The following is a 25,482-nucleotide window of genomic DNA, read 5'->3' as shown; positions in this document are numbered from 1 at the left end:
CCGCAGCTGCATTTTCATAGCCAGATCAAAGGATTTTACAGGCCCACTCTGCCGACGCGCTCTGGGCATCAGGCTTCGCTATTTTCTTTGGCACCAGCATTTCCCGTTCTCTCGGGAGTTCATCATTGGTGAAGTAGCGACGCTTCTCGCTGACCACGGCAATACCCCGTTGTTTCAGCACCTTTTGGGCTTGCTCCGAAGTCAGCGTTTTTTGCGTCAAGGTGCCGAGATTCATCCGAATACCTTCGCTCTTAAGCCGCTGCACCTCTTGCTCTATTGCCTGAAGTGTTGCCGGGCTCAGCAGCGACGGATCATGTTCGTACTGCATCTTTTCCAGCAGCGTCATTCCGGCCGGAATCGTCACCTGCCCCAGATCATACCCGCTGTTATGAATACCATAAGTGATCCCTTTGTTCTGATCAGCCCTGCAGGCTTTGTGGTTCCGGTCTGAACAGACAATAATTCCGGCCTCCTGAGCTATTTTTCGTCGAACATTGTCGTCAATTAACTGGTCCATTCTTCGCACTGGCTCAATTGTCCATTCAAAGTTTTCAGAGATCTTTGCGCCATTGTCTTTGAGACCGTAGGCTTGGGTGTAGTTTTTTTTGCGCTGATCCAGAAGTGATCCGGTTACCCGCGCCAGATCAGCCGCACCGTGCATGGCGGCTTCCAGATGGCGTTGGAATTCACTCTTGTTGAAAGACCAGGAGCTAAACTCACCGGTCAGCTGCGATGGTAAGTCAAGACGTGTAGCGTCAAAACCCAGAGTTCGGGTCACTGTTAATCCCGGAAAATCAGCCCCGACCCCGCAACCACGGATAACGTCCATGCGATCTGCAAAGCGTAATATGCGCAGATACCAGCGCACAGAGTCAGGCAGGTTCTGCTCCTCTTTACCCTTAACATCGTTTTCTTTGCTGACTATCGCTATTGCCATATCAGCCAGCAGCTTTTCAGGGTAGTGTCCGGCCAGGTCCCGTTTGAAATATTCAGCTGAACTTGTTTCTTCAACTGATTTGTCGACATCTTCGGCAGCCGCATCATGGTAGATAATCGCCAGCGACAGAAGTTCTTTTTCTTGTTCTTTCAGGGAACACTGCTGAAATTTCTCCAGCAATTCCATATACCAGTGCCCATTATTCCTGGCCCGCAGGACATGACTGCAGCTGTGCAGTGGTTTCCACACGGTTGGTATGGTTTGCATGCCAAGTCTCTGGATCACCCGTTCCGGTCCCGGACGGCGGTAATAATGTTGCAATACCTTCAGAATGGTTTTTTCATTATCGCCGACATTATCGGGCAGGACTGGCGCTGTGCTGAAGGCGTCCACCACAAACTTTAATGCCGCTGGTGTTTCGGTTGCCAATGGTGTTGCCAGATTGTGAGAATCGTCCAGACCGAGAGATTGTCTCAGATCTTTGATGTCCTGCTGAGCCTGCCGGACATGCCTTGGCCAATTCTGGTAGAAAGGATATGTTTCCCGTTTCTTCCATAGTTTTTCAACCCATTTGACATAATCAGCCACGGAAAAATCATCAATGATATTTTCATCTTCTTGGCGATACATATCCAGATGGGATTCAAGACTATCCAGAACGTTTTTGTCCACGGCAACCTGGTAATGAAACAGGGCCAATAAGCTGAGCTGAATATGTTTGAGGGTTCTATTCTTCAGAGTTACCACATAATTTAATACCCTTGTCAGGCATTCCTGCCGTTGCAGTTTATTCTGACCACGGCAGATACGGTCAAATTCAACGACGCTACCCGGGCAGCCGGTCAAAGGGTACCATTTGAGATGTTCCAGAGTCAGGAACTCAAATGGAGCAGAGGCAGCTACCAAACAATTGAATATCCCAGCCGGGATTGCCGGTCCAAAGATACCCTCCATGCGCTCAATGAGATATACATACCCATCCAGCCTCGCACCGCTGCGCAGAAGCAACTGACATAAGCGCCGGGCTTCGTCCTCCTGTTTCCGGATCTGATCGTGTTCTGGCCGCTCGTTTCTGCGTATTTCGGAGTCCAGCAGCATGCCAAGTAAAGATTGAACTCTTCCTTTATGAAAAAAACGCTGGTGAATTGGCAGGCCACTTTGTTTTAACTCCAGAAGCTCTTCATAACTGTAAAGAAAGGGATCACTGACCAGCTCGATGGCCTGTTGCTGTTTGTGTATGACATCCGGATCAACTGAGACGGTTGACTCCGGACTCAGTGCCTTTGCTCGCAAAGACATGGGCAGCAGATTCAGGATGTCTCTGAAATGATCTGGAGCCAGGCCCTGTGAAAACGCAAAATCATCCAGAGAACGCTCATTCCTGGTCAGATACAGACTGTCCAGCTCATCAGCAAAATAGACCTGTACAGAACCTGTGCGATGGCAATAAACAACCAGAGGCAAGGGGTCAATCTGCAATAAAAATTCACAGAGATACTTATCCCGCAGGATGTCGGAAATATTTGTTTTTGAATCGTTGTAAACGCAAAAGCATTGGATGTCTTTCTTGCGGTAATTAGTCAGCACCAGTTCAGGGTAACATTCCAGGTGGGAATAATTGCCAGTTTTCAATTTTGGTAAACTGAAGGTTCCGTCCGCTTGCAGATGTCCCGAGGTAAAACGCGGATAAACTCCCCAGGTAACCTTATTGGCATGCTCAATGAGTCCGTCGAACAATGATTGCCGATCAGAGAGTAGTTTTACATCCAGTTTATCCGCATCTGCGCCCAACTCCAGATACCGGGTGGTGGCATCACGCTTGTAAACGAACAGGCATTGGGGGTTAGTAATGCCCACCATCCATTCACCGCAATCATCTGGCAGGGGCATAGAGGGCATCATCTCTCCCGGCAGGGCGAGTGTGAAGGCTCTTGGTGCTCCCTTGCCCGAGAAGTAATCGTTTTCTTCAGTCAATCTGATGCGCCGAAACGCCAGGCGTCCACTCTCAGCTGCCCGAAGTAGCTGTTGTCGTTCGGACTCCATGGGATGAGGGGGTAGCAGCTTGCTGGTCGATTCACAGACTGTCCATTGGCCAGAAGCCGTTACCGATTGGGTGTCAAAATTTGTTGTAGGGCACAGGCTCTGAGAGGTTCCCGTTCCATGGGTAATATTCATGGCAATACTCCTGTAAGACTTATTACTTAACCATTTCCTGAAGGTAAACCTAAGAGTCTTTGGAGTAACTATCCGGCAAAAAGTTCCATCAGGGTGCCACTAAAGTCCGCAGCTGCATTTTCATAGCGAGATCAAAGTATTTTGTCGGCTATCCTCTGCTGGCGCAGTCTGAGCATCAGGCTTCTCCATCTTCTTTGGCACCAGCATTTCCCGTTCTTTCGGGAATCCATCTGCGGCAAAGTAGTGACGTTTCTCGCTGACCACAGCGATACCCCGATCCTCCAGCACTTTTTGGGCTTCCTCCGAATCCAGCGTTTCCTGGGTCAAGGTGCCCGTATTCATCCGAATACCTTCACTCTTCAGCCGCTGCACCTCTTCCTCTATTGCCTGAAGTGTTGCCGGGCTCAGCAGTGACGGGTCATGTTCGAACTGCATCTTTTCCAGCAGCGTCATTGCGGCCGGAATCGCCACCTGCCTCAGATCATACCAGCTGTTATGAATGCCATAAGTGATCCCTTTGTTCTGATCAGACTTGCAGGCTTTGTGATTGGGGTCTGAACAGGTAATAATTCCGGCCATTTTGGCAATTTTACGGCGAACATTATCATCAATAAATCGGTCCATTCCTTGCACGGGCTCTGCTGTCTGGTCAAATTGCAGGGTGATTTTTTTGCCATCAGGCATCAGACCGTAGACTTCGGTGTAGGGATTTTTGCGCGCGTCCACAGGGTTCATGGTTGTTACCTGCACCAGGTTTGCCGCACCGAGCATGGCGGCTTCCAGATGCCGTTGGAATTCGGTCTTGTGGTCAGGCTCGCTGGTAAAATTCCTGGCCCACTGGTCTGGCAAGTCAAGATAGGAAGGGTTGAAAAACTGGGGCTGAGTCGCCAACCCGGGAAATTCAGGCTCAACGATATGGCGAATAAAGTCCATACGAACGGCAAAGCGTAATATACGCAAATACCAGCACACGGTTTCAGTCAGCTTCTGATCCGCTATACCATCAATATCGTTTTTCATATTGACCATCGCCAGGGCGACCTCATCCAGTAGCTGTTCAGGGAAATGCCCGGTCAGGTCCCGTTTGAAGTAAACAGCTGACCTGGTTTTTACTTCCGATTTGTCGACATCTTCAGCTGCGGCATTCTGATAAATAATGGCCAGTGGCAGGAGACTTTTTTCGACTGGATTAAAAGAGTGAACCTGACATCGCTCCAGCAATTCCATATACCAGAGCCCATTATTCCTGGCTCGCAGGGCATGATTGCAAGAGCGATTATTTTTCCATGGTTTTTGAAAGATTTTGTTTAGGCTGGCCACTACCCGCTCCGGTCCCGGGCGACGGTAATAATGCTGTAACACCTTCAGGATGGTGTCTTCATTATCGCCGACATTATCTGGCAAGACCGGCGGTTCGCTAAAGGCTTGCACCATAAACTGTAACGCCGGTGTCATCGATGCGAAGCGATCGACCGGCAGATCGAGGGATTCTTTCAGTGCCTTGAGTTGCTCATTGGCCTTCTCGACATGTGCTGGCCAATTCTGGTAAAGAGCGTAGATTTCCCGTTTCTTCCAGAGTTCTTCAACCCATTCGATGAAATCAGACACGGATAAATTATCAATAAGCTTTGCATCGTCATGGCGATACGTCTTCAGATAGCGTTTAAACGAATCTATAACTTTTTTGTCCGGGATAGCCCCGTAACGAAACAAGGCCAGTAGGTGGGACTCTAAGGTATCGAGGGTTAGATTCTGATAAAACCGCTTACGAGATAATACCTCTATCAGGCAGATCTGCCGTTGCAGATCATTGTAGTTCTTGCAAATTCGGTCAAATTCAACGATGCCTCCCGAACAACCGGTCGGCAGTATATTCCAAAGGTTTTGCAAGGTAAGAAACTTAAATGGACCAAAGGCAGCCACCATATAATTGAACAGGTACGGTGGCAAAGAAGGTTTAGCACAGCCTCCCATCTGTCTGATATGGTCCCGGCCCCGTGCAGTCAGTATGGCCCCGCTCTTCAAAAGCAGCCGAAGTAATGGGTCAACTTCATCAACCCGGAATTCCGTTGCACGGTCATGGGCATTGTATCTTTCTATTTCAGAAAACAGGAGCAGATCAAGCAAAGAAGTCATTTTTCCTTCATAAAAAAAGCAGCGCTGAATGGGCAAACCACTCTCTTTCAATTGCAGAAGCTTCTCGCCACTGTCAGGACAGGGATTACTCACCAGCTCGATGGCCTGTTGCCATTTATGTTGATCATCCGGCGGGATGGAAAATCCTGACCTCAGTGCCTCTGCTTGCAAATGCATTGGCAATAATTTCATTCTGTTCATGATTTTGGATAAAGATTTCCCGGAAGGATCAAAACAATCCAGAGAATGCTCAATCAGGGCCAGATGTTCAGAGTCAAGTTCATCATCATAACAGACCTCTGCAGACCCGGTGTCGCAGCAAAAAACAACCATTGGCAGGGGGGGCAGGCCCAATGCCTGTTCACACTCACGCTTTTTCTGCAGAATATCCGAAATATTTCCACGGTCATCACTCACAACAAAAAAGCATTTGATGTCTGCTTTTCCATGGTTGGTGACCAGGAGTTCTGGACAGGGTACGGAGCCTGACGAATACAATGAACCAGCTCTGTGGCTATCGTATTTGCCGGGCTTCAGTTTCGGTAAGCTGAACCTTCCGTCCGCCCCCAGATGTCCTGAGGTAAAACGTTTATATACCTCCCACCCGGCTTGTTCTTGTATCTCTTTAACTTTTTCAGCCAATGATGGCAGATCAGACAGTAATTTTACGTCCAGTTTATCCGCCTCTGCGCCTTGTTTCAGCGGCCAGTCAACTGGATCTTGTTTGTAGACATACAGGCAATCGGGGTCGACAATGCCTACCACCCATTGACCTCTGAGGCTAGCGTGTTGCATCCCCTGCAAGGTAAGGGTAAAGGATGTTGGTGTGCCATTGTCATTAAAGCAACTGGCTACTTCGGCTGGTTCAATTTGTCGAATCGCCAGACGCCCAGTCTCCGCCGCCTGGCGCAGTGCTTGACGCTCAATTTCTCTGGAAGGCCCGGGTAGCTGTTTGGTCGGCTCGGTGGATATCCATTGGCCAGAGGCTGTTACCGACTGGGTGTTCAGGTTTGGTTGATGACAGGGCTGTGCCGGGTGTTGTATGTTCCCGAAAGTATTCATAATGATGCTCCAATAATCGTTATTATTTCCCTTCCTTGAGGGTCGATAGTCATATTAGAGCGACTGACAGGTAAAAAGTTCCGTCAGGATCTTATTGCCCGAAGCGGTATTCACCCTTAGCGAGGTCAAAGGATTGTCCATGCCATCCTGTCGGCATGCTCTCAATCAGGCTTTACTATCTTCTTTGGCACCAGCATTTTTCGTTCTTTCGGGAAGCCATCTGCGCCAAAGTAGCGACGCTGCTCGCTGATCACGGCAATACCCCGATCCTCCAGCACTTCCTGGGCCTTCTCCGAATCCAGCGTTTCCTGGGTCAAGGTGCCCGTATTCATCCGAATACCCTCGCTCTTCAGCCGCTGCACCTCTTCCTCTATTGCCTGAAGTGTTGCCGGGCTCAGCAGTGACGGGTCATGTTCGAACTGCATCTTTTCCAGCAGCGTCATTGCGGCCGGAACCCTCACCTGCCTCAGATCGTACCAGCTGTTATGAATGCCATAAGTGATTCCTTTGTTCTGATCCGCCTTGCAGGTTTGGTGACTGGGGTCTGAACAGGTAATAATTCCGGCCTGTTTGGCAATTTTGCGGCGAACATTATCATCAATAAACCGCTCCATTCCTTGCACGGGCTCCGCTGTCCGGTCAAATTGCAGGGTGATTTTTTTGCCATCAGGCATCAGACCGTAGACTTCGGTGTAGGGATTTTTGCGCTGGTCCACAGGGTCCGTGGTTGTTATCTGCACCAGGTCAGCCGCACCGTGCATGGCGGCTTCCAGGTGCCGTTGGAATTCAGTTTTGAGGTCAGGCTCGATGGTAAAATTCCTGGCCCACTGGTCTGGCAAGTCAAGATAGGAAGCGTTGAAAAACAGAGGCTGAGTCGCCAACCCGGGAAATTCAGGCTCAACGATATTGCGAGTAAATTCCATACAAACAGCAAAGCGTAATATACGCAGATACCAGCGCACGGTTTCAGACAGCTTCTGATCCGCTGTACCATCGATATCGTTTTTCATATTGACCATCGCCAGGGCGACCTCATCCAGCAGCTTTTCAGGGAAGTGCCCGGTCAGGTCCCGTTTGAAGTAAACAGCTGACCTGGTTTTTACCGCCGATTTGTCGACATCTTCAGCTGCGGCATTCTGATAAATAATGGCCAGTGGCAAGAGACTTTTTTCGACTGGATTAAAAGAGTGAACCTGACATCGCTCCAGCAATTCCATATACCAGAGCCCATTATTCCTGGCTCGCAGGGCATGATTGCAAGAGTGATTCGTTTTCCACATTTTTGGAAGGAATTTGTCCAGGCTGGCCATCACCCGCTCCGGTCCCGGACGACGGTAATAATGCTGTAACACCTTCAGGATGGTGTCTTCATTATCGCCGACATTATCTGGCAAGACCGGCGGTTTGCTGAATGCATCCACCATAAACTGTAACGCCGGTTTCACCGATGCGAAGCGATCGACCGACAGATCGAGGGATTCTTTCAGTTCCTTGAGTTGCTGATTGGCCTTCTCGACATGTGCTGGCCAATTCCGGAAGAGGGGATGAGTATTCCGTTCATTCCAGAGTGTTTTAATCCATTCGATGTAACCAGCCACGGATAAATTACAAATAAGCGTTTCACCGCCATACAGCTTCAGATCGCTTCCAATAGAATCCAAAACGTCTTCGTCCAGGACAGCGCCGAAATGAAACAAGGCTATCAGGAAGGGCTCCAGGGTATCCAGGGTTGTTTTCTTCTGATAAAGCCGGAGAAAAGATAATCCCTCTTTCAGGCAGTTCTGCCGTTGCTGATCATTGAACTTCTGGCAGATTCGGTCAAATTCGACAATGCCTCCGGGACAACTGGTCAATGGTATATTCCAAAGGTTTCGCAAGGTAAGGAACTTGAATGGACCAAAGGCAGCCACCATATAATTGAACATGTCCGGTGGCACATAAAGTTGATCACAATCTCCCATCTGTTTGAAAAGGTGCCAGCCCCATGCAGTCATTATGGCCCCGCTCTTCAAAAGCAGCCTGAGTAATGGGGCAACTTCATCAACCCGGAATTCCGATGCCCGGTCATGCACATTGTATTTGACTACTACAGAGGTCAGGAAAAGATCAAGCAAAGAAGTCATTTTTTCATCATGAAAAAAACAGCGGTGAATGGGCAAGCCTCTCTCTTTTAACGCCAGAAGTTTCTGGGCACTGTGAGGGCAGGGATTACTCACCAGCTCGATGGCCTGTTGCCATTTATGTTGATCATCAGGCGGGATGGAAAATCCTGACCTTAGTGCCTCTGCTTGCAAATGCATTGGCAATAAATTCATTACCTTCATGATTTTGGCTAAAGATTCGCCGGAAGGATCAAAACAATCCAGAGAACGCTCAATCAGGGCCAGATGTTCAGAGTCAAGTTCATCATCATAACAGACCTCTGCAGACCCGGTGTCGCAGCAAAAAGCAACCAGTGGCAGGGGGGGCAGGCTCAATGCCTGTTCACACTCACGCTTTTTCTGAAGAATATCCGAAATATTATTAGAGACATCACTCACAACAAAAAAGCATTTGATGTCTGCTTTTCCACCGTTGGTGACCACGAGTTGCGCAGAGGGTACGGAGCCTCCGAAACATGCTGTAGCAGATTTGTGGCTATTGTATTTGAAGGGTTTCAGTTTTGGTAAACTGAACCTTCCGTCCGTCCCCAGATGTCCTGAGGTAAAACGTTCATAGACCTCCCACCCGGCTCGTTCTTGTATCTCTTTATCTTTTTCAGCCAATGATGGCAGATCAGACAGAAGTTTTACCTTCAGTTTATCCGCCTCTGCGCCTTGTTTCAGCGGCCAGGTACCTGGATTTTGTTTGTAGACATACAGGCAATCCGGGTCGACGATGCCTACCGTCCATCGACCTGTCAGGTTCCCGTATTGCAACCCCTGCAAAACAAGGCTATAGAATCTTGCTGTGCCATTGCCATTAAGGTAACTGGCTACTTCGGCTGGTTTAATTTTCCGAATCGCCAGACGCCCACTCTCCGCCGCCTGGCGCAGTGCCTGACGCTCAATTTCTCTGGAAGGCCCCGGTAGCTGTTTGGTCGGCTCGGTGGTTGTCCATTGGCCAGAGGCTGATACCGACTGGGTGTTAGGGTTTGGTGTTTGATAGAGCCAGGATGAGAGTTGTATGCCTCTGAAAATATTCATGATGATGCTCCAATAATCGTTATTATTTCCCTCTTCCCTGAGAGCCGATACTCTTATTATTAGAGTGACTGATTGGTAAAAAAGTTCCGTCAGGATCTTATTGCCCGAAGCGGTATTCACCCATAGCGAGGTCAAAGGATTGTCCATGCCATCCTGTCGGCATGCTCTCAATCAGGCTTTACTATCTTCTTTGGCACCAGCATTTTTCGTTCTTTCGGGAAGCCATCTGCGCCAAAGTAGCGACGCTGCTCGCTGACCACGGCAATACCCCGATCCTCCAGCACTTCCTGGGCCTTCTCCGAATCCAGCGTTTCCTGGGTCAAGGTGCCCGTATTCATCCGAATACCCTCGCTCTTCAGCCGCTGCACCTCTTCCTCTATTGCCTGAAGTGTTGCCGGGCTCAGCAGTGACGGGTCATGTTCGAACTGCATCTTTTCCAGCAGCGTCATTGCGGTCGGAACCCTCACCTGCCTCAGATCGTACCAGCTGTTATGAATACCATAAGTGATTCCTTTGTTCTGATCCGCCTTGCAGGTTTGGTGACTGGGGTCTGAACAGGTAATAATTCCGGCCTTTCTGGCAATTTTGCGGCGAACATTATCATCAATAAACCGCTCCATTCCTTGCACGGGCTCCGATGTCCGGTCAAATTGCAGGGTGATTTTTTTGCCATCAGGCACCAGTCCGTAGACTTCGGTGTAGGGATTTTTGCGCCTGTCCCCAGGGTATGTGGTTGTTAACTGCACCAGGTCAGCCGCACCGTGCATGGCGGCTTCCAGATGCCGTTGGAATTCAGTTTTGTGGTCAGGCTTGCTGGTAAAATCCCTGGCCCACGGGTGCGGCAGGTCAAGGTCGGAAGGGTTGAAAAACTGAGGCTGAGTCGCCAACCCGGGAAATTCAGGCTCAACGATATAGCGAATAAAGTCCATATGAACGGCAAAGCGTAATATGCGCAGATACCAGCGCACGGTTTCAGTCAGGTTCTGATCCGCTGTACCACCGATATCGTTTTCCATATTGACTATCGCCAGGGCGACCTCATCCAGTAGCTTTTCAGGGAAATGCCCGGCCAGGTCCTGTTTGAAGTAACCAGCTGACCTGGTTTTTTCTTCCGATTTGTCGACATCTTCAGCTGCGGCACCCTGATAAATAATGGCCAGTGGCAGGAGACTTTTTTCGACTGGATTAAAAGAGTGAACCTGACATCTTTCCAGCAATTCCATGTACCAGAGCCCATTATTCCTGACCCGCAGAGCATGACTGCAAGGGTGTTCCTCTTTCCACGTTTTTTGAAAGAGTTCGTCCAGATTGGCCAACACCCGCTCCGGTCCGGGGCGACGGTAATAATGCCGTAAAACCTTGAGGATTGTGTCTTCATTATCGCCAACATTATCTGGCAAGACTGGCGGTTTGCTGAATGCATCCACCATAAACTGTAACGCCGGTTTCACCGATGCGAAGCGATCGACCGGCAGATCGAGGGATTGTTTCAGTTCCTCGAGTTGCTGATTGGCCTCCTTGACATGTGCTGGCCAGTTCCGGAAGAGGGGGTGAGTATTCCGTTCATTCCAGAGTGTTTTAATCCATTCGATGTAACCAGCCACGGATAAATTACCAATAAGCGTTTCACCGCCATACAGCTTCAGATCGCTTCCAATAGAATCCAAAACGTCTTCGTCCGGGACAGCGCCGAAATGAAACAAGGCTATCAGGAAGGGCTCCAGGGTATCCAGGGTTGTTTTCTTCTGATAAAGCCGGAGAAAAGATAATCCCTCTTTCAGGCAGTTCTGCCGTTGCTGATCATTGAGCTTCTGGCAGACTCGGTCAAATTCGACAATGCCTCCGGGACAACTGGTCAATGGTATATTCCAAAGGTTTCGCAAGGTAAGGAACTTGAATGGACCAAAGGCAGCCACCATATAATTGAACATGTCCGGTGGCATATAAAGTTGATCACAATCTCCCATCTGTTTGAAAAGGTGCCAGCCCCATGCAGTCATTATGGCCCCGCTCTTCAAAAGCAGCCGAAGTAATGGGGCAACTTCATCAACCCGGAATTCCGATGCCCGGTCATGCACATTGTATTTGACTACTACAGAGGTCAGGAAAAGATCAAGCAAAGAAGTCATTTTTCCATCATGAAAAAAACAGCGGTGAATGGGCAAGCCTCTCTCTTTTAACGCCAGAAGTTTCCGGGCACTGTGTGGACAGGGATTACTTACCAGCTCGATGGCCTGTTGCCATTTATGTTGATCATCCGGCGGGATGGAAAATCCTGACCTCAGTGCCTCTGCTTGCAAATGCATTGGCAATAATTTCATTCTGTCCATGATTTTGGATAAAGATTTCCTGGAAGGATCAAAACAATCCAGAGAGCGCTCAATCAGGGCCAGATGTTCAGAGTCAAGTTCATCATCATAACAGACCTCTGCAGACCCGGTTTTGCAGCAAAAAACAACCAGTGGCAGGGGCGGCAGGCTCAATGCCCGTTCACACTCACGCTTTTTCTGCAGAATATCCGAAATATTTCCAGGGACATCACTCACAACAAAAAAGCATTTGATGTCTGCTTTTCCATCGTTGGTGACCAGCAGTTGCGGAGGGGGTACGGAGTCACCGCGACATAATGTACCAGGTTTGTGGCTATCGTATTTGCCGGGCTTCAGTTTTGGTAAACTGAACCTTCCGTCCGCCCCCAGATGTCCCGAGGTAAAGCGTTTATATACCTCCCAACCTGCTTGTTCTTGTATCTCTTTATCTTTTTCAGCCAATGATTGCAGATCAGACAGAAGTTTTACGTTCAGTTTATCCGCCTCTGCGCCTTGTTTCAGCGGCCAGGTGTCTGGATTTTGTTTGTAGACATACAGGCAATCCGGGTCGACGATGCCTACCATCCATCGACCTCTCAGGTCCCCGTGGGGCATCCCCTGCAAGGCAAGGGTATAGGATCTTGGTGTGCCATTGTCATTAAAGTAACTGGCTACTTCGGCGGGTTCAATTTGCCTGATCGCCAGACGCCCACTCTCCGCCGCCTGACGCAGTGCCTGACGCTCAATTTCTCTGGAAGGCCCGGGTAACTGTTTGGTCGGCTCGGTGGTTGTCCATTGGCCAGAGGCTGTCACCGACTGGGTGTTAGGGTTTGGTTGATGACAGAACCAGGAGGGGAGTTTTATGCCTCTGAAAATATTCATGATGATGCTCCAATAATCGTTATTATTTCCCTCTTCCCTGAGGGCCGATACTTATTATTAGAGTGACTGGTTGGTAAAAAAGTTCCGTCAGGATCTTATTGCCCGAAGCGGTATTCACTCATAGTGTGGTCAACGGATTGTCCATGCCAACCTGCCGACATGCTCTCAATCAGGCTTTGCTATCTTCTTTGGCACCAGTATTTCCGGTTCTTGCGTAAAGCCATCGTCGCTAAAGTAGGGACGCTTCTCGCTGATCACGGCAATACCCCGATCCTTCAGCACTTTTTGGGCTTCCTCCGAATCCAGCGTTTCCCGGGTCAAGGTGCCCGTATTCATCCGAATACCTTCGCTCTTCAGCCGCTGCACCTCCTCCTCTATTGCCTGAAGTGTTGCCGGGCTCAGCAGCGACGGGTCATGTTCGAACTGCATCTTTTCCAGCAGCGTCATTGCGGCCGGAACCCTCACCTGACTGAGATCGTACCAGCTGTTATGAATACCATAAGTGATTCCTTTGTTCTGATCCGCCTTGCAGGTTTGGTGACTGGGGTCTGAACAGGTAATAATTCCGGCCTGTTTGGCAATTTTGCGGCGAACATTATCATCAATAAACCGGTTCATTCTCTGCACGGGCTCCGCTGTCAGATCAAATTGCTTAGTGATTTTTTTGCCATCAGGAACCAGGCCGTAGACTTGGATGTAAGGATTTTCACGCTTGTCTAAAGTCGGCTCCCATGGGTGCTTGGTTTGCACCTGCACCAGGTCAGCCGCACCGTGCATAGCGGCTTCCAGATGCCGTTGGAATTCAGTTTTGAAGTCTTGCTCGCTGGCAGAATCGGTAGCCAAATGCGGTGGCAGGTCAAGGTCTGAAGCATCAGGAATCCGACGTTGAGCCATCGTCAATCCCGGAAAATTAGGGCTAACCCCTTTAGAGCGAATTTTGTCCATAAGAACAGCAAAGCGTAATACGTGTAGATAACAGCTTACGGATTCAGACAGGTTCTGCTCAGCTTTATCACCGGCCTTGTTTTTCATGTTGACTATCGCCAGTGCCATGTCATTCAACAGCGATTCAGGGTAGTGCCCGGTCAGGTCCCGTTTGAAGTAATCAGCTGACTTTGTTTTTTCCGCCGATCTTTCGACATCTTCACAAGCGGCCCCTTGATAAATAATGGCCAGCGGCAGAAGACTTTTTTCTTGTGGAGTAAAAGAATATGCCTGATATTTCTCCAGCAATTCCATATACCAGAGCCCATTATTCCTGGCCCGAAGCGCATGACTGCAGGAGTTATGTTTCCACGTATCCGGGAAGAAGTAGCCCAGGCTGGCAATCACCCGCTCCGGTCCCGGGCGACGGTAATAATGCTGTAACACCTTCTGGATGGTGTCTTCATTATCGCCGACATTATCCGGCAAGACCGGCGGTTTGCTAAAGGCATCCACCAAAAACTGTAACATCGGTTTTAACGATGCGTGGCGATTGTTCGGCAGATCCAGGGATTGTTTCAGTTTCGCAAGTTGCTCACGGGCCTCGGTGAAATGTGTTTCCCAATTACGGTAAAGACTGTGGGTGTTGCGTTCCCACCAAAGACCTTGAACCCATTCGATGAAACCAGCCACGGATAAATTATCAATAACCCTCATGTTGTCATTGCAATGCGCCAGATCGCGTTTAACCGCATCCAGAACCTTATCGTCCAGGACAGCCCCGAAATGAAACAGGGCCAGTAAGTGGGACTCCAGGGTATCAAGGGTTGGTTTCTGAAAAAGTCGCTCACGAGATAACCCCTCTCTCAGGCGACTTTGCAATTGCTGATGATCGTATTTCTTGCAGATTCGGTTAAATTCAACGATGCCTCCCCAACAACTGGTCAATGGTATATTCCAAAGGTTTTGCAAGGTAAGGAACCTGAATGGAGCAAAGGCAGCCGCCATACAATCGAATTGGGCCGGTGGCAGGAAAAGTTGACCATTTGATCCCATCGTTTTGATAATGGACAAGCCACGTGCAGTCGGTATTGCCCCGCTCTTCAAAAGCAGCTTAAGTACTTGCAGAGCTTCGTCCTCCTGGGCCGGAACGCTCTGTTCCCGGGGCTCGTTATTGAATCTTTTCAGCTCTGAAATCAGAAGCATATCAAGCAAAGAAGTAACCGTTCCTTCATGACAGAAACAGCGGTGAATGGGTAAGCCGCTCTCTTTTAAAGCCGAAAGTCTCTGGCAACTGAAAGAACAGGGATCACTCACCAGCTCGATGGCCTGTTGCCACTTATGTTGATCACCCGGCGGGATGGTAAATCCTGACCTCAGTGCTTCTGTTTGCGTACGCATTGGCAACAAATTCATAATGTCCTTGAGAGTGTTAAAGCCAATATTCCGGAAAGACCTGAAAATATCCAGAGAATGCTCAACCAGGGCCAGATGTTCAAAGTCAAGTTCATCATCAAAACAGACCTCTGCAGACCCGGTGTGGTGGTCAAAAACAACCAGTGGCAGTGGTTCAATTTTCAGTGCCTGTTCACACTGCCTTTTTTCCTGCAGGATATCCGAAATATTTTTAAAGGTATCACCGACAACAAAAAAGCATTTGATGTCTCCTTTTCCATAGTGGGTGACTACGATTTCTGAACGCGCGGGGTGACGAAAATATTGTGAAGTAGGCATAGAGGCATCATATTTGTACTCATTCAGTTTTGGTAAACTGAACATCCCGTCCGGCTCCAGATGTCCTGAGGTAAAAGGAGGATAAACATTCCACCAGGTTTGTTCCCTTATCTCATCAGATTTTTCAGCCAATGATTGCAGATCAGACAGTAGTTTTTCGCCCGGTTTATCCGTAGCTGCGCCATATTCCAGCCACTTGCTGGCGGCATTTTTTTTGTAGACGTACAGGCAGTTTGGATCGACGATGCCTACCGTCCATTTCTGCTCAGCTGTCCGGCTCGAGCAGGGCATCCCCTGTTGGGCAAGGGTAAAGGTTCTTGGTGTGCTATTGCTATCCAGGTAACTGGCTTCTTCAGCTAATTCAATTTGCCGAACCGCCAGGCGACCAGACTTTGCAGCCTCCAGCAGTGCTTGTCGCTCATCTTCTCTGGAAGGCGGGGGTAGACGTTTGGTTGGTTCGGTGGTTGTCCATTGGCCAGATGCCGCTACTGACTGTGTGTGAGGGTTTGGCTGCGGGCGCAGGCAGGAAAAACAATTTATACCACTTAAAGTATTCATGATGTCACTCCAATAATTGTTGTTATTCTCCAATTCCCTGAGGGTGGATACGTTCATCATTAGAGTGATTAACCGGGAAAAAGTTCCGGTCTTATTTCTTCTCTGGCACCAGCATTTTCCGTTCTTTCGGGAAGCCATCGTTGGTAAAGTAGGGACGCTGCTCGCTGAACACGGCAATACCACGCTTGCTCAGCACTTCCCGGGCTTCCTCCGAATCCAGCGTTTCCTGGGTCAAGGTGCCCGTATTCATCCGTATACCTTCGCTTTTCAGCCGCTGCACTTCTTGCTCTATTGCCTGTTGTGTGGCCGGGCTCAGCAGCGACGGGTCATGTTCGTACTGCATCTTTTCCAGCAGCGTCATTCCAGTCGGAAGCTCTACCTGCCGAAGATCATACCAGCTGTTATGAATGCCATAAGTGACACCTTTGTTCTGATCCGCCTTGCAGGCCTGGTGGCTGGGGTCTGAACAGACAATAATACCGGCCAGCTGAGCTATTTTGCGCCGGACATTGTCGTCAATAAACTGGTTCATTCTCTGCACTGGCTCAGTTGTCCATTCAAAGTTTTCAGAGATCTTTGAGCCATTGTCGTTCAGACCGTAGACTTCGGTGTAGTTTTTTTTGCGCTGATCCCGAAGTCGCCCGGTTACCCGCGCCAGATCAGCCGCACCGTGCATGGCAGCTTCCAGGTGACGTTGGAATTCAGTTTTGTTACCAGACCCGGAGGTAAACTGACTGGTCAGCTGCGAAGGTATGTCAAGACGTCTGGCGTCAAACCCCAAAGGTCGAGTCGCCGTTAATCCGGGAAAATCAGTGTCAACCCCGCAACCACGAATGACGTCCATTCGATCCGCAAAGCGTAATATGCGCAGATACCAGCGCAAAGGGTCAGGCAGGTTCTGCTGGTCTTTACCCTTAACATCGTTTTCCTTGCTGGTCATCACCTGTTCCATATCATCCAGCAACTGCACAGAATAGCGTCCGGCCAGGTCCCGCCTGAAATACTCAGCTGACTTTGATTCCTCCGCTGATTTGTCGACATCTTCGGCAGCCGCATCATGGTAGATAAGCGCCAGAGACAAGAGTTCTTTTTCATCCGGGCTCAGGGAGCACAGCTGAAATTTCTCCAGCAATTCCATATACCAGTGCCCATTATTCCTGGCCCGCAGGACATGACTGCAGCTGTGCTGCGGCTTCCATACTGCTGGCATTGTTGGTCTGACCAGGCACTGGATCACCCGTTCCGGTCCAGGACGGCGGTAATAGTGCTGCAATATCTTCAGGATGGTTTTTTCATTATCGCCGACATTATCTGGCAGGACTGGTGGTGTGCTGAAGGCGTCCACCACAAACTTTAATGCCGCTGGTATCTGAGCTGCCAATGCTGTTGCCGATGCGCCAGAATCGTCCAGACCGAGCGATTGTCTGAGGTCCCTGATCTCCCGCTGAGCCTGCCGGACATGCTCTGGCCAATTCTGGTAGAAAGTATGTGTTTCCCGTTGCAGCCACAGGTTTTTGATCCATTGGATATAATCAGTCATGGAAAAGTTACCAATAACTTTCCTGTCGTCCGGGTAATACCATTTCAGAATGTCTTTAAGATCAAGCAGAATCTCTTCGTCCGGGCAAACGTCATAATGAAAAAGGGCCAGCAAGCGTGACTTGATCATGTCGAGCGATATAGAGTCGACAAACACATCAGATAATACCTCTTTCATACACTGCTTTAGTTGCCCTGGACTGTAACCCTGACAGATTCGGTCAAATTCAACGACGATTCCCGGGCAACCGGTTAAAGGTATTCTGCTGAGATGTTCCAGGGTCAGAAAATCAAATGGAGCAAAAGCAGCCACCAGATAATTCATTACGCCCACTGGCATTAACGGTTCTGAGCTATTGTTCATGTTGTCAATTTCGGAAGCAGCAGTTCCCAGCTTTGCCCCGCTCTGCAGAAGCAGGTGAAGTAAGCGACAAGCTTCTTCCTCCTGTTTCCGGGTTTGCTCATGCTCTGGCTCACGGTTTCTGTCTATTTCGGAAAACAGCAACAGGTCAAGCAAAGAATCAACAAATCCTTCATGGAAAAAACGCTGGTGAATCGGCAAGCCACTTTGTTTTAATTCCAGAAGCTTTTCATAACTGTAATGACAGGGATCACTGACTAATTTGATGGCCTGTTGCAGTTTATGCTTTACATCCGATGAGACGGTTAACTCCGAACTCAGTGCTTTTGCCCGCAGCAACATTGGCAGCAGATTCAACATATCTCTGAAATGGTCTGGGGCTAAGCCCTGTGAAAACGCAAAATCATTCAGAGCATGCTCATTCGTGTTCAGGTTTATACTGTTCAGCTCGTCATCAAAATAGACCTGTACAGAACCAGTGCGGTGGCAATAAACAACCAGGGGCAGGGGGTCAAGCTGAAATTCCTTTTCACATTGATGCTTGTCCAGCAGGATATCGGCAATATTTATCTGGGCATCGTTGTATACACAAAAGCATTTGATGTCTTCTTTGCCATATTTGGTGAGCACCAGTTCCGGGTAATCAGCTGAGAAGGTGCCATCGCCGAGTTTCAATTTTGGTAAACTGAACGTTCCGTCCGCTTGCAGATGTCCCGAGGTGAAACGAGGATAAACTCCCCAGACAATCTTATCAGCACGCTCAAGAAGTCTATCGTGCAATGATTGCAGATCAGGCAGTTGCTTTACACCCAGTTGATTTGGGCCAGTGCCCCACGCCAGATGCTGGGTGTTAGCATCACGTTTGTAGATATGCAGGCATTGAGGATTAACAATGCCTACCATCCATCTACCGCATCTTTCTGATACGGTCCCAGTGGGCGCCATCTTCCCCGGCAGGGCGAGGGTGAAGGGCCTTGGTGCCCCCTTACCTGAAAAGTTATTTTTTTCTTCAGTCAATTCAATTCGGCGAAACGCCAGGCGTCCACTCTCAGCAGCGTGAAGTAGCTCTTGTCGAGCAGACTCCCGGCGATCATTGGGTAGCAGCTTGCTGGTCGATTTGCGCAATGCCCATTGGCCCGAGGCTTTTACCGACGGGGTGTCAAACTTTGATTGAGGGGAAGGGTACGGGCTCGCAGAAGTCCCCGTTCCGTGGGCAACATCCATGGTAATACTCCTGTAAAACAAGTTACCTACCTACTTCCATATGGGGGCTTACAGTAATTTAGAGTCACTGGCTGGCGAAAAGTTCCATGTTCATAGTGGCATTATCATAGAAAGATCAAAGGATTTTATCGGTCTTTTCCTGCTGAGCATCAAGCTTCGCTTTCTTCTTTGGCACCAGCATTTTCCATTCTTTCCGGAAGCCATCGTTGTTAAGGTAGGGACGCTTCTCGCTGACCACGGCAATACCTCGCTGTTTCAGTACTCTTCGGGCTTTCTTCGAAAGCAGTGTTTTCTGCGTCAAGGTGCCCGTATTCATCCGTATACCTTCGCTCCTCAGCCGCTGCACCTCTTGCTCTATTGCCTGTTGTGTTGCCGGACTCAGCAGCGACGGGTCATGTTCATACTGCATCTTTTCCAACAGCGTCATTCCGGCCGGAATCGCTACCTGCTGGAGATCATACCAGCTGTTATGAATACCATAAGTGATCCCATTGTTTTGATCCGCCTTGCAGGTTCGGTGTTTGCCGTCTGAACAGACAATAATGCCGGCCTCCTGAGCGATTTTGCGCCGAACATTGTCGTCAATATACCGGTTCATTCTCTGCACTGGCTCAGTTGTCCATTCAAAGTTTTCAGAGATCTCTGAACCATTGCCAATCAGACCGTAGACGTGGGAGTAGTTTTTTTTGCGCTGATCTCGCAGTGGTCCGGTTACCTGCGCCAGATCAGCCGCACCGTGCATGGCGGCTTCCAGATGCCGTTGGAATTCAGTTTTGTTGTCAGTGTCGGAAGTAAACTGTTCGGTCAGCTGCGATGGTATGTCAAGACGTCTGGCGTCAAATCCCGAAGGTCGAGCCACCGTTAATCCGGGGAAATCAGTCCCAACCCCGCAACCACGGATAACGTCCATTCGATCCGCAAAGCGTAATATGCGCAGATACCAGCGCACGGACTCAGACAGGTTTTGCTGATCGACGCCCATGACATCGTTTTCCTTGCTGGTCATCGCCAGTGCCATATCCTTCAGTAGCTGTTCAGGGTAGTGCCCTGTCAGGTCCCGTTTGAAGTAATCAGCTGACGCTGATTCTTCCATTGATTTGTCAACATCTTCGGCAGCCGCGTCATGGTAGATAATGGCCAGAGACAGGAGTTCTTTTTCATCCGGTTTCAGGGAACACTGCTGAAATTTCTCCAGCAATTCCATATACCAGTGCCCATTATTCCTGGCTCTCAGGACATGGCTGCAACTGTGCATTGGTTTCCATACTGCTGGCATGATCTGTGTAAGGCTCTTGATGACTCTTTCCGGTCCCGGACGGCGGTAATAATGTTGCAATACTTTCACGATGGTTGCCTCATTATCGCCGACATTTTCAGGCAGGACCGGCGCTTTGCCGAAGGCGTCCACCACAAACTGTAATGCCTTGGTTCTTTCGGTTGCCAATGCTGTTGTCTGGTCGTGAGAAGCGTCCAGAGCGAGTGACTGCTTCAGATTGCTGATGTCCTCCTGAGCCTGCTGGACATGCTTTAGCCAATTCCGGTAGAGAGGATAGGTTTCCCGTTGCTCCCACAGATTTTCAATCCATTCGATGTAATCAGCCAGGGAAAAATCACCAATAACCTTCTTGCCTTTAGGGTAAAGCCACTCCAGATCGTCTTTAAGATCATTCAGAAAGTCTTGGTCCGGGATAGCCTTATAATGAAACAAGGCCAATAAGTGGGACTGAATATCTTCGAGGGTTGGAGCCAGCCTGGTTGTCACATAAAGTGATGCCCTGTTCAAACAGGCCTGATTTTGCAGTTGACTGTTGCCCCGACAGATTCGGTCAAATTCAACGATGCTCCCCGAGCAACTGATTAAAGGTAACCGACAGAGATGTTGCAGGTTCAGGAAGTCAAATGGAGCATAAGCAGCCACCAGACAATTGAATATGCCCACTGGCATTGCAGATTCATTCCTGGATGCCATATCGCTGATGAGTTCCAGACCAAATTCAGTCAGCCTTGTCCCGCTCTGCAAGAGCAGCTGAAAACATCGGTAAGCTTCTTCCTCCTGCTGCTTCCTGATTTGCTGTTCCTGAACATCATTGTGTCTATATACTTCGCTATGCATGAGAAAATCAAGCAAAGATCTAATACCCGCAATGTAAAAAAAAGGCTGCTCAACCGGCAAGCCATTACGTTTTAATTCCAGAAGCCGCTCGTAACTGTAACAACAGGGATTACTCAGCAGCTTGATGGCTTCTTGCAGATTGTGGACAAGATCCGGTGGGATGTTTAATTCTGAACTCAGTGCCTCCGCCCGCAAAGACATTGGCAGCAGATTTAACACGGCTCTGAAATTTTCTGAGGCTACGCCCCTTAAAAACGCAAAATCATTCAGAGAATGCTCATTTCTGGCCAGGTGTTTACTGTCCAGCTCATCGTCAAAATAGACCTCAACAGAACCTGTTTGGTGGCAATAAACGACCAGTGGCAAGGATTTAAGCTGCAATTCCTTTTCACACTCACGCTTTTCCAGCAGGATATCGGATATATTCATCTCCGCATCCTTGTAAACACACAAGCATTTGATGTCTTCTTTAGCGTATTTGGCGAGCACCAGTTCTGGGTAATCAATTGAGAAAAACTTCTCGCGGGGTTTCAATTTTGGCAAACTGAACGTCCCATCCGCTTGCAGATGCCCCGAGGTGAAACGAGGATAAACTCTCCAGATGATTTGATCGCCACGCTCAAGACGTCTATTGAGCAGAGATTGCAGATCAGGCAGTAGTTTTACTTGCAGTGTATCCGGACTAAAACCATGCTCCCTCGTCAGCCTTACAGTCCGTGCATCACGTTTATAGACGTACAGGCATTTTGGATCAACAATGCCCACCATCCAGTTACTATGGCCTTTCGACATACGTCTGGTAGGCATCATCCGCCCCGGCAGGGCGAGGGTGAAGGGTCTTGGTGCTCCCTTGCCTGAAAAGTAATCTATTTCATTCGTCAATGTAATGCTCCGAAATGCCAGGCACCCACTCTCAGCAGCCCGCAGTAGCTTTTGTCGTTCACACTCCCTGGGATGATGCGGTAGCCGTTTGCCAGTCGCTTCGCAGATTGTCCATTGGCCAGAGGTTGTTACCGACCGGGTGTCAAAGTTTGATTCGGGTTGAGATGGTGGACACTGACTCGCAGCGGTATGGGCAACATCCATGGTAGTACTCCTTTAAAATTTATTATTTACCTGCTTTCGTTTGGGGATTCTTTCGTTCTTGGAGTAACTGGCCGGTGAAAAGTTCCCTGCACGGCAACTGCGCATCCATGCAGTCGTGCTCTCAATCAAGCTTTGCCATCTTCTCTGGCACCCGCATTTCCCATTCTTTCGGGAGTTCGTCATTGGTAAAGTAGGGGCGTTTCTCGCTGACTACGGTAATGCCTCGCTGTTTCAGTACTCCCCGGGCTTCCTCCGAAAGCAGTGTTTCCTGTGTCAAGGTGCCCAGGTTCATCTGTATACCTTCGCTACTCAGCCGTTGTACCTCTTGCTCTATTGCCTGTTGTGTTGCCGGGCTCAGCAGCGACGGGTCATGTTCGTACTGCATCTTTTCCAGCAGCGTCATTCCGGCCGGAATCGCCACCTGCCTCAGGTCATACCAGCTGTTATGAATGCCATAAGTGATCCCTTTACTTTGATCAGCCTTGCAGGCCTGGTGGCTTGGGTCTGAACAGACAATGATTCCGGCCTCCTGAGCGATTTTGCGCCGGACATTGTCATCAATAAACTGGTTCATTCTCTGCACTGGCTCAGTGGTCCATTCAAAGTTTTCAGAGATCTTTGAACCATTGCCAATCAGACCGTAAACTTCGGTGTAGTTTTTTTTGCGCCAATCCCGGAGTAGTCCGGTTACCCGGGCCAGATCGGCTGCACCGTGCATAGCGGCTTCCAGATGCCGTTGGAATTCAGTTTTGTTGTCACTATCGGAGGTAAACTGTTCGGTCAGCTGTGATGGTATATCAAGACGTCCAGCGTCAAATCCCGAAGGTCGAGCCACTGTTAATCCGGGAAAATCAGCCCCAACCTTGCAACCACGGATAACGTCCATTCGATCCGCAAAACGCAGTATGCGCAGATACCAGCGCACGGAATCAGACAGGTTCTGCTGATCGCCGCCCATGACATCGTTTTCCTTGCTGGTCATCGCCAGTGCCATATCCTTCACTAGCTGTTCAGGGTAGTGCTCTGTCAGGTCCCGTTTGAAATACTCAGCTGACGTTGATTCTTCCACTGATTTGTCAACATCTTCGGCAGCCGCGTCATGATAGATAATGGCCAGAGACAGGAGTTCTTTTTCATCCGGTTTCAGGGAACACTGCTGAAATTTCTCCAGCAGTTCCATATACCAGTGCCCATTATTTCTGGCCCGCAGGACATGACTGCAACTGTGCTCTGGTTTCCACATGGTTGGCATGGTCTGACTGCCAAGGCTCTTGATGACTCGTTGTGGTCCGGGACGGCGGTAATAATGTTGCAATACTTTCAGGATGGTTGTTTCATTATCGCCGACATTGTCAGGCAGAATCGGCGGTTTGCTGAAGGCGTCCACCACAAACTCTAGTGCCTTTGGTGTTTCGGTTGCCAATGGTGTTGCCTGGTTGTGAGAAGCGTCCAGACCCATTGATTGTTTCAGATTCCTGATGTCCTCCTGAGCCTGCAGGACATGCTTTGGCCAATTCTGATACAAAGGATAGGTTTCCCGTTGCTTCCACAGATTTTCAAGCCATTCGATGTAATCAGCCACAGACAAATCACCAATAGTCTCATTGCCGTCAATGCAGTAAAGCTCCAGATCCTCTGCAAGATCATTCAGAAAGTCTTCGTCCGGGATAGCCTCATAATGAAACAAGGCCAATAAGTGGGACTGAATATGTTCGAGGGTCAGACCCAGCCTGGTTTTTGTACAAAGTGATACCTCTTTCAAACAGTCCTGATTTTGCAGTTGACTGTTGCCCCGACAGATTCGGTCAAATTCAACGATGCTCCCCGGGCAACCGATTAAAGGTAACTGACTGAGATGTTCCAGGTTCAGGAAGTCAAATGGAGCATAAGCAGCCACCAGACAATTGAATAGGCCCGCTGGCATTGCAGATTCATCCTTATATTCCATGCGGCTGATGAGCTCCACACCAAATTCAGTCAGCCTTGTCCCGCTCTGCAAAAGCAGCTGAAATAACCGGTAAGCTTCTTTCTCCTGCTGCTCCCTGATTTGCTGTTCCTGAAGCTTATTGTTTCTTAATATTTCACTATGCAGGAGAAGATCAAGCAAAGATCTGATTCCCGCCGTACGGAAAAAAAAGGGGGACTTAAGAGGCAGACCACTGAGTTTCAATGCCAGAAGCTGCTGGTAACTGTAACAAGAGGGATTAATCAACAGCTCGATGGCTTCTTCCAATTTATGCACAAGATTCGGAGGAATGGTTAATTCTGATGAACTCAGTGCTTTCGCCCGCAAAGGCATTGGCAGCAGATTTAACAGGGCTCTGAAATGTTTAAAGGCTATGCCTTGTGAAAACGCAAAATCATTCAGAGAATGCTCATTGCTGGCCAAGTGTTCACTGTGCAGCTCATCGTCAAAATAGACCTGAACAGAGCCTGTGCGGTGGCAATAAACGACCAGTGGCAAGGATCCAAGCTGCAACTCCTTCTCACACTCACGCTTGTCCAGCAGGATCTCGGATATATTCATCTCTGCATCCTTGTAAACGCAAATGCATTGGATGTCTTCCTTCCTGTAGTGGGCGAGTAACAGTTCCGGGAAATCATCTGTACGGGTACATGGACCAGATTTCAACTTTGGCAAACTGAACGTCCCATTCGCTTGCAGATGCCCCGAGGTGAAACGAGGATAAACTCTCCAGATGACCTGATCGCCACGCTCAAGACGTCTATCGAGCAAAGATTGTAGATGAGGCAGTAGTTTTACTCCCAGTTTATCCGGAGTTAAGTCAGGCTCTACCATCAGCTTCCTGGTAATCGCGTTACGTTTATAAGCATACAGGCATTGTGGATCAACAATGCCTACCATCCATTTCCCAAACCCTTTCCCAATGCGCGCGTTAGGCATCATCCTCCCCGGAAGGGCGAGGGTGAAGGGTCTTGGTGCTCCCTTGTCAGAAAAGTATTTTCTCTCTCTGGACAAATCAATGCGCCTGAGCGCCAGACGTCCACTCTTGGCAGCCTGCAGTAGCTTGTGCCGTTCACACCCCCTGGGATGATGCAGCTGCCGTTTGCCGGTCGGTTCGCAGACTGTCCATTGGCCAGAGGCTGTTACCGACCGGGTGGCAAAGTTTGATTCGGGTTGAGATGGTGTGCACGGGTTCGCAGCGGTCCGGGCGACATCCATGGTAATACTCCTTTAAAAATTATTATTTACCTGCTCTCGTTTGCAGGGATTTTGAAGTACTTAGAGTAACTGG

General features: G+C 49.2%; 8 protein-coding genes. All 8 read right to left on the bottom strand.

Annotated elements, in window-relative coordinates; translation table 11 throughout:
* Positions 1-25 precede the first annotated feature (25 nt).
* Positions 26-3,112 (bottom strand): hypothetical protein, encoded by a 3,087-nt coding sequence (locus ACOMHB_RS21315; RefSeq protein ID WP_448218113.1) that lies wholly within the window; start codon positions 3,110-3,112, stop codon positions 26-28.
* Between the two features lie 120 nt (positions 3,113-3,232).
* Positions 3,233-6,310, bottom strand: coding sequence for a hypothetical protein (locus tag ACOMHB_RS21310; protein ID WP_448218112.1), 3,078 nt, complete (start codon positions 6,308-6,310; stop codon positions 3,233-3,235).
* Positions 6,311-6,471: 161 nt separating this feature from the next.
* Positions 6,472-9,495: a hypothetical protein gene (locus tag ACOMHB_RS21305; protein WP_448218111.1), complete on the bottom strand. Its 3,024-nt coding sequence runs from the start codon at positions 9,493-9,495 to the stop codon at positions 6,472-6,474.
* Between the two features lie 167 nt (positions 9,496-9,662).
* The gene (locus ACOMHB_RS21300) at positions 9,663-12,686 is read right to left on the bottom strand and encodes a hypothetical protein (RefSeq protein WP_448218110.1); all 3,024 of its coding nucleotides are present in this window, start codon (positions 12,684-12,686) and stop codon (positions 9,663-9,665) included.
* Positions 12,687-12,851: 165 nt separating this feature from the next.
* The gene (locus ACOMHB_RS21295; protein WP_448218109.1) at positions 12,852-15,902 is read right to left on the bottom strand and encodes a hypothetical protein; all 3,051 of its coding nucleotides are present in this window, start codon (positions 15,900-15,902) and stop codon (positions 12,852-12,854) included.
* A 91-nt stretch (positions 15,903-15,993) separates the two neighbouring features.
* The gene (locus ACOMHB_RS21290; protein ID WP_448218108.1) at positions 15,994-19,026 is read right to left on the bottom strand and encodes a hypothetical protein; all 3,033 of its coding nucleotides are present in this window, start codon (positions 19,024-19,026) and stop codon (positions 15,994-15,996) included.
* 115 nt (positions 19,027-19,141) lie between these two features.
* Entirely contained in the window at positions 19,142-22,225 is a 3,084-nt protein-coding gene (locus ACOMHB_RS21285; RefSeq protein ID WP_448218107.1) for a hypothetical protein, read from the bottom strand.
* A gap of 121 nt (positions 22,226-22,346) precedes the next feature.
* Complete coding sequence (locus tag ACOMHB_RS21280; protein ID WP_448218106.1) at positions 22,347-25,409, bottom strand: hypothetical protein; 3,063 nt, start codon at positions 25,407-25,409, stop codon at positions 22,347-22,349.
* Positions 25,410-25,482 lie beyond the last annotated feature (73 nt).

It is taken from the genome of Endozoicomonas sp. 2B-B, assembly GCF_053470045.1.
This window is presented reverse-complemented; position numbering and strand designations above follow the sequence as displayed.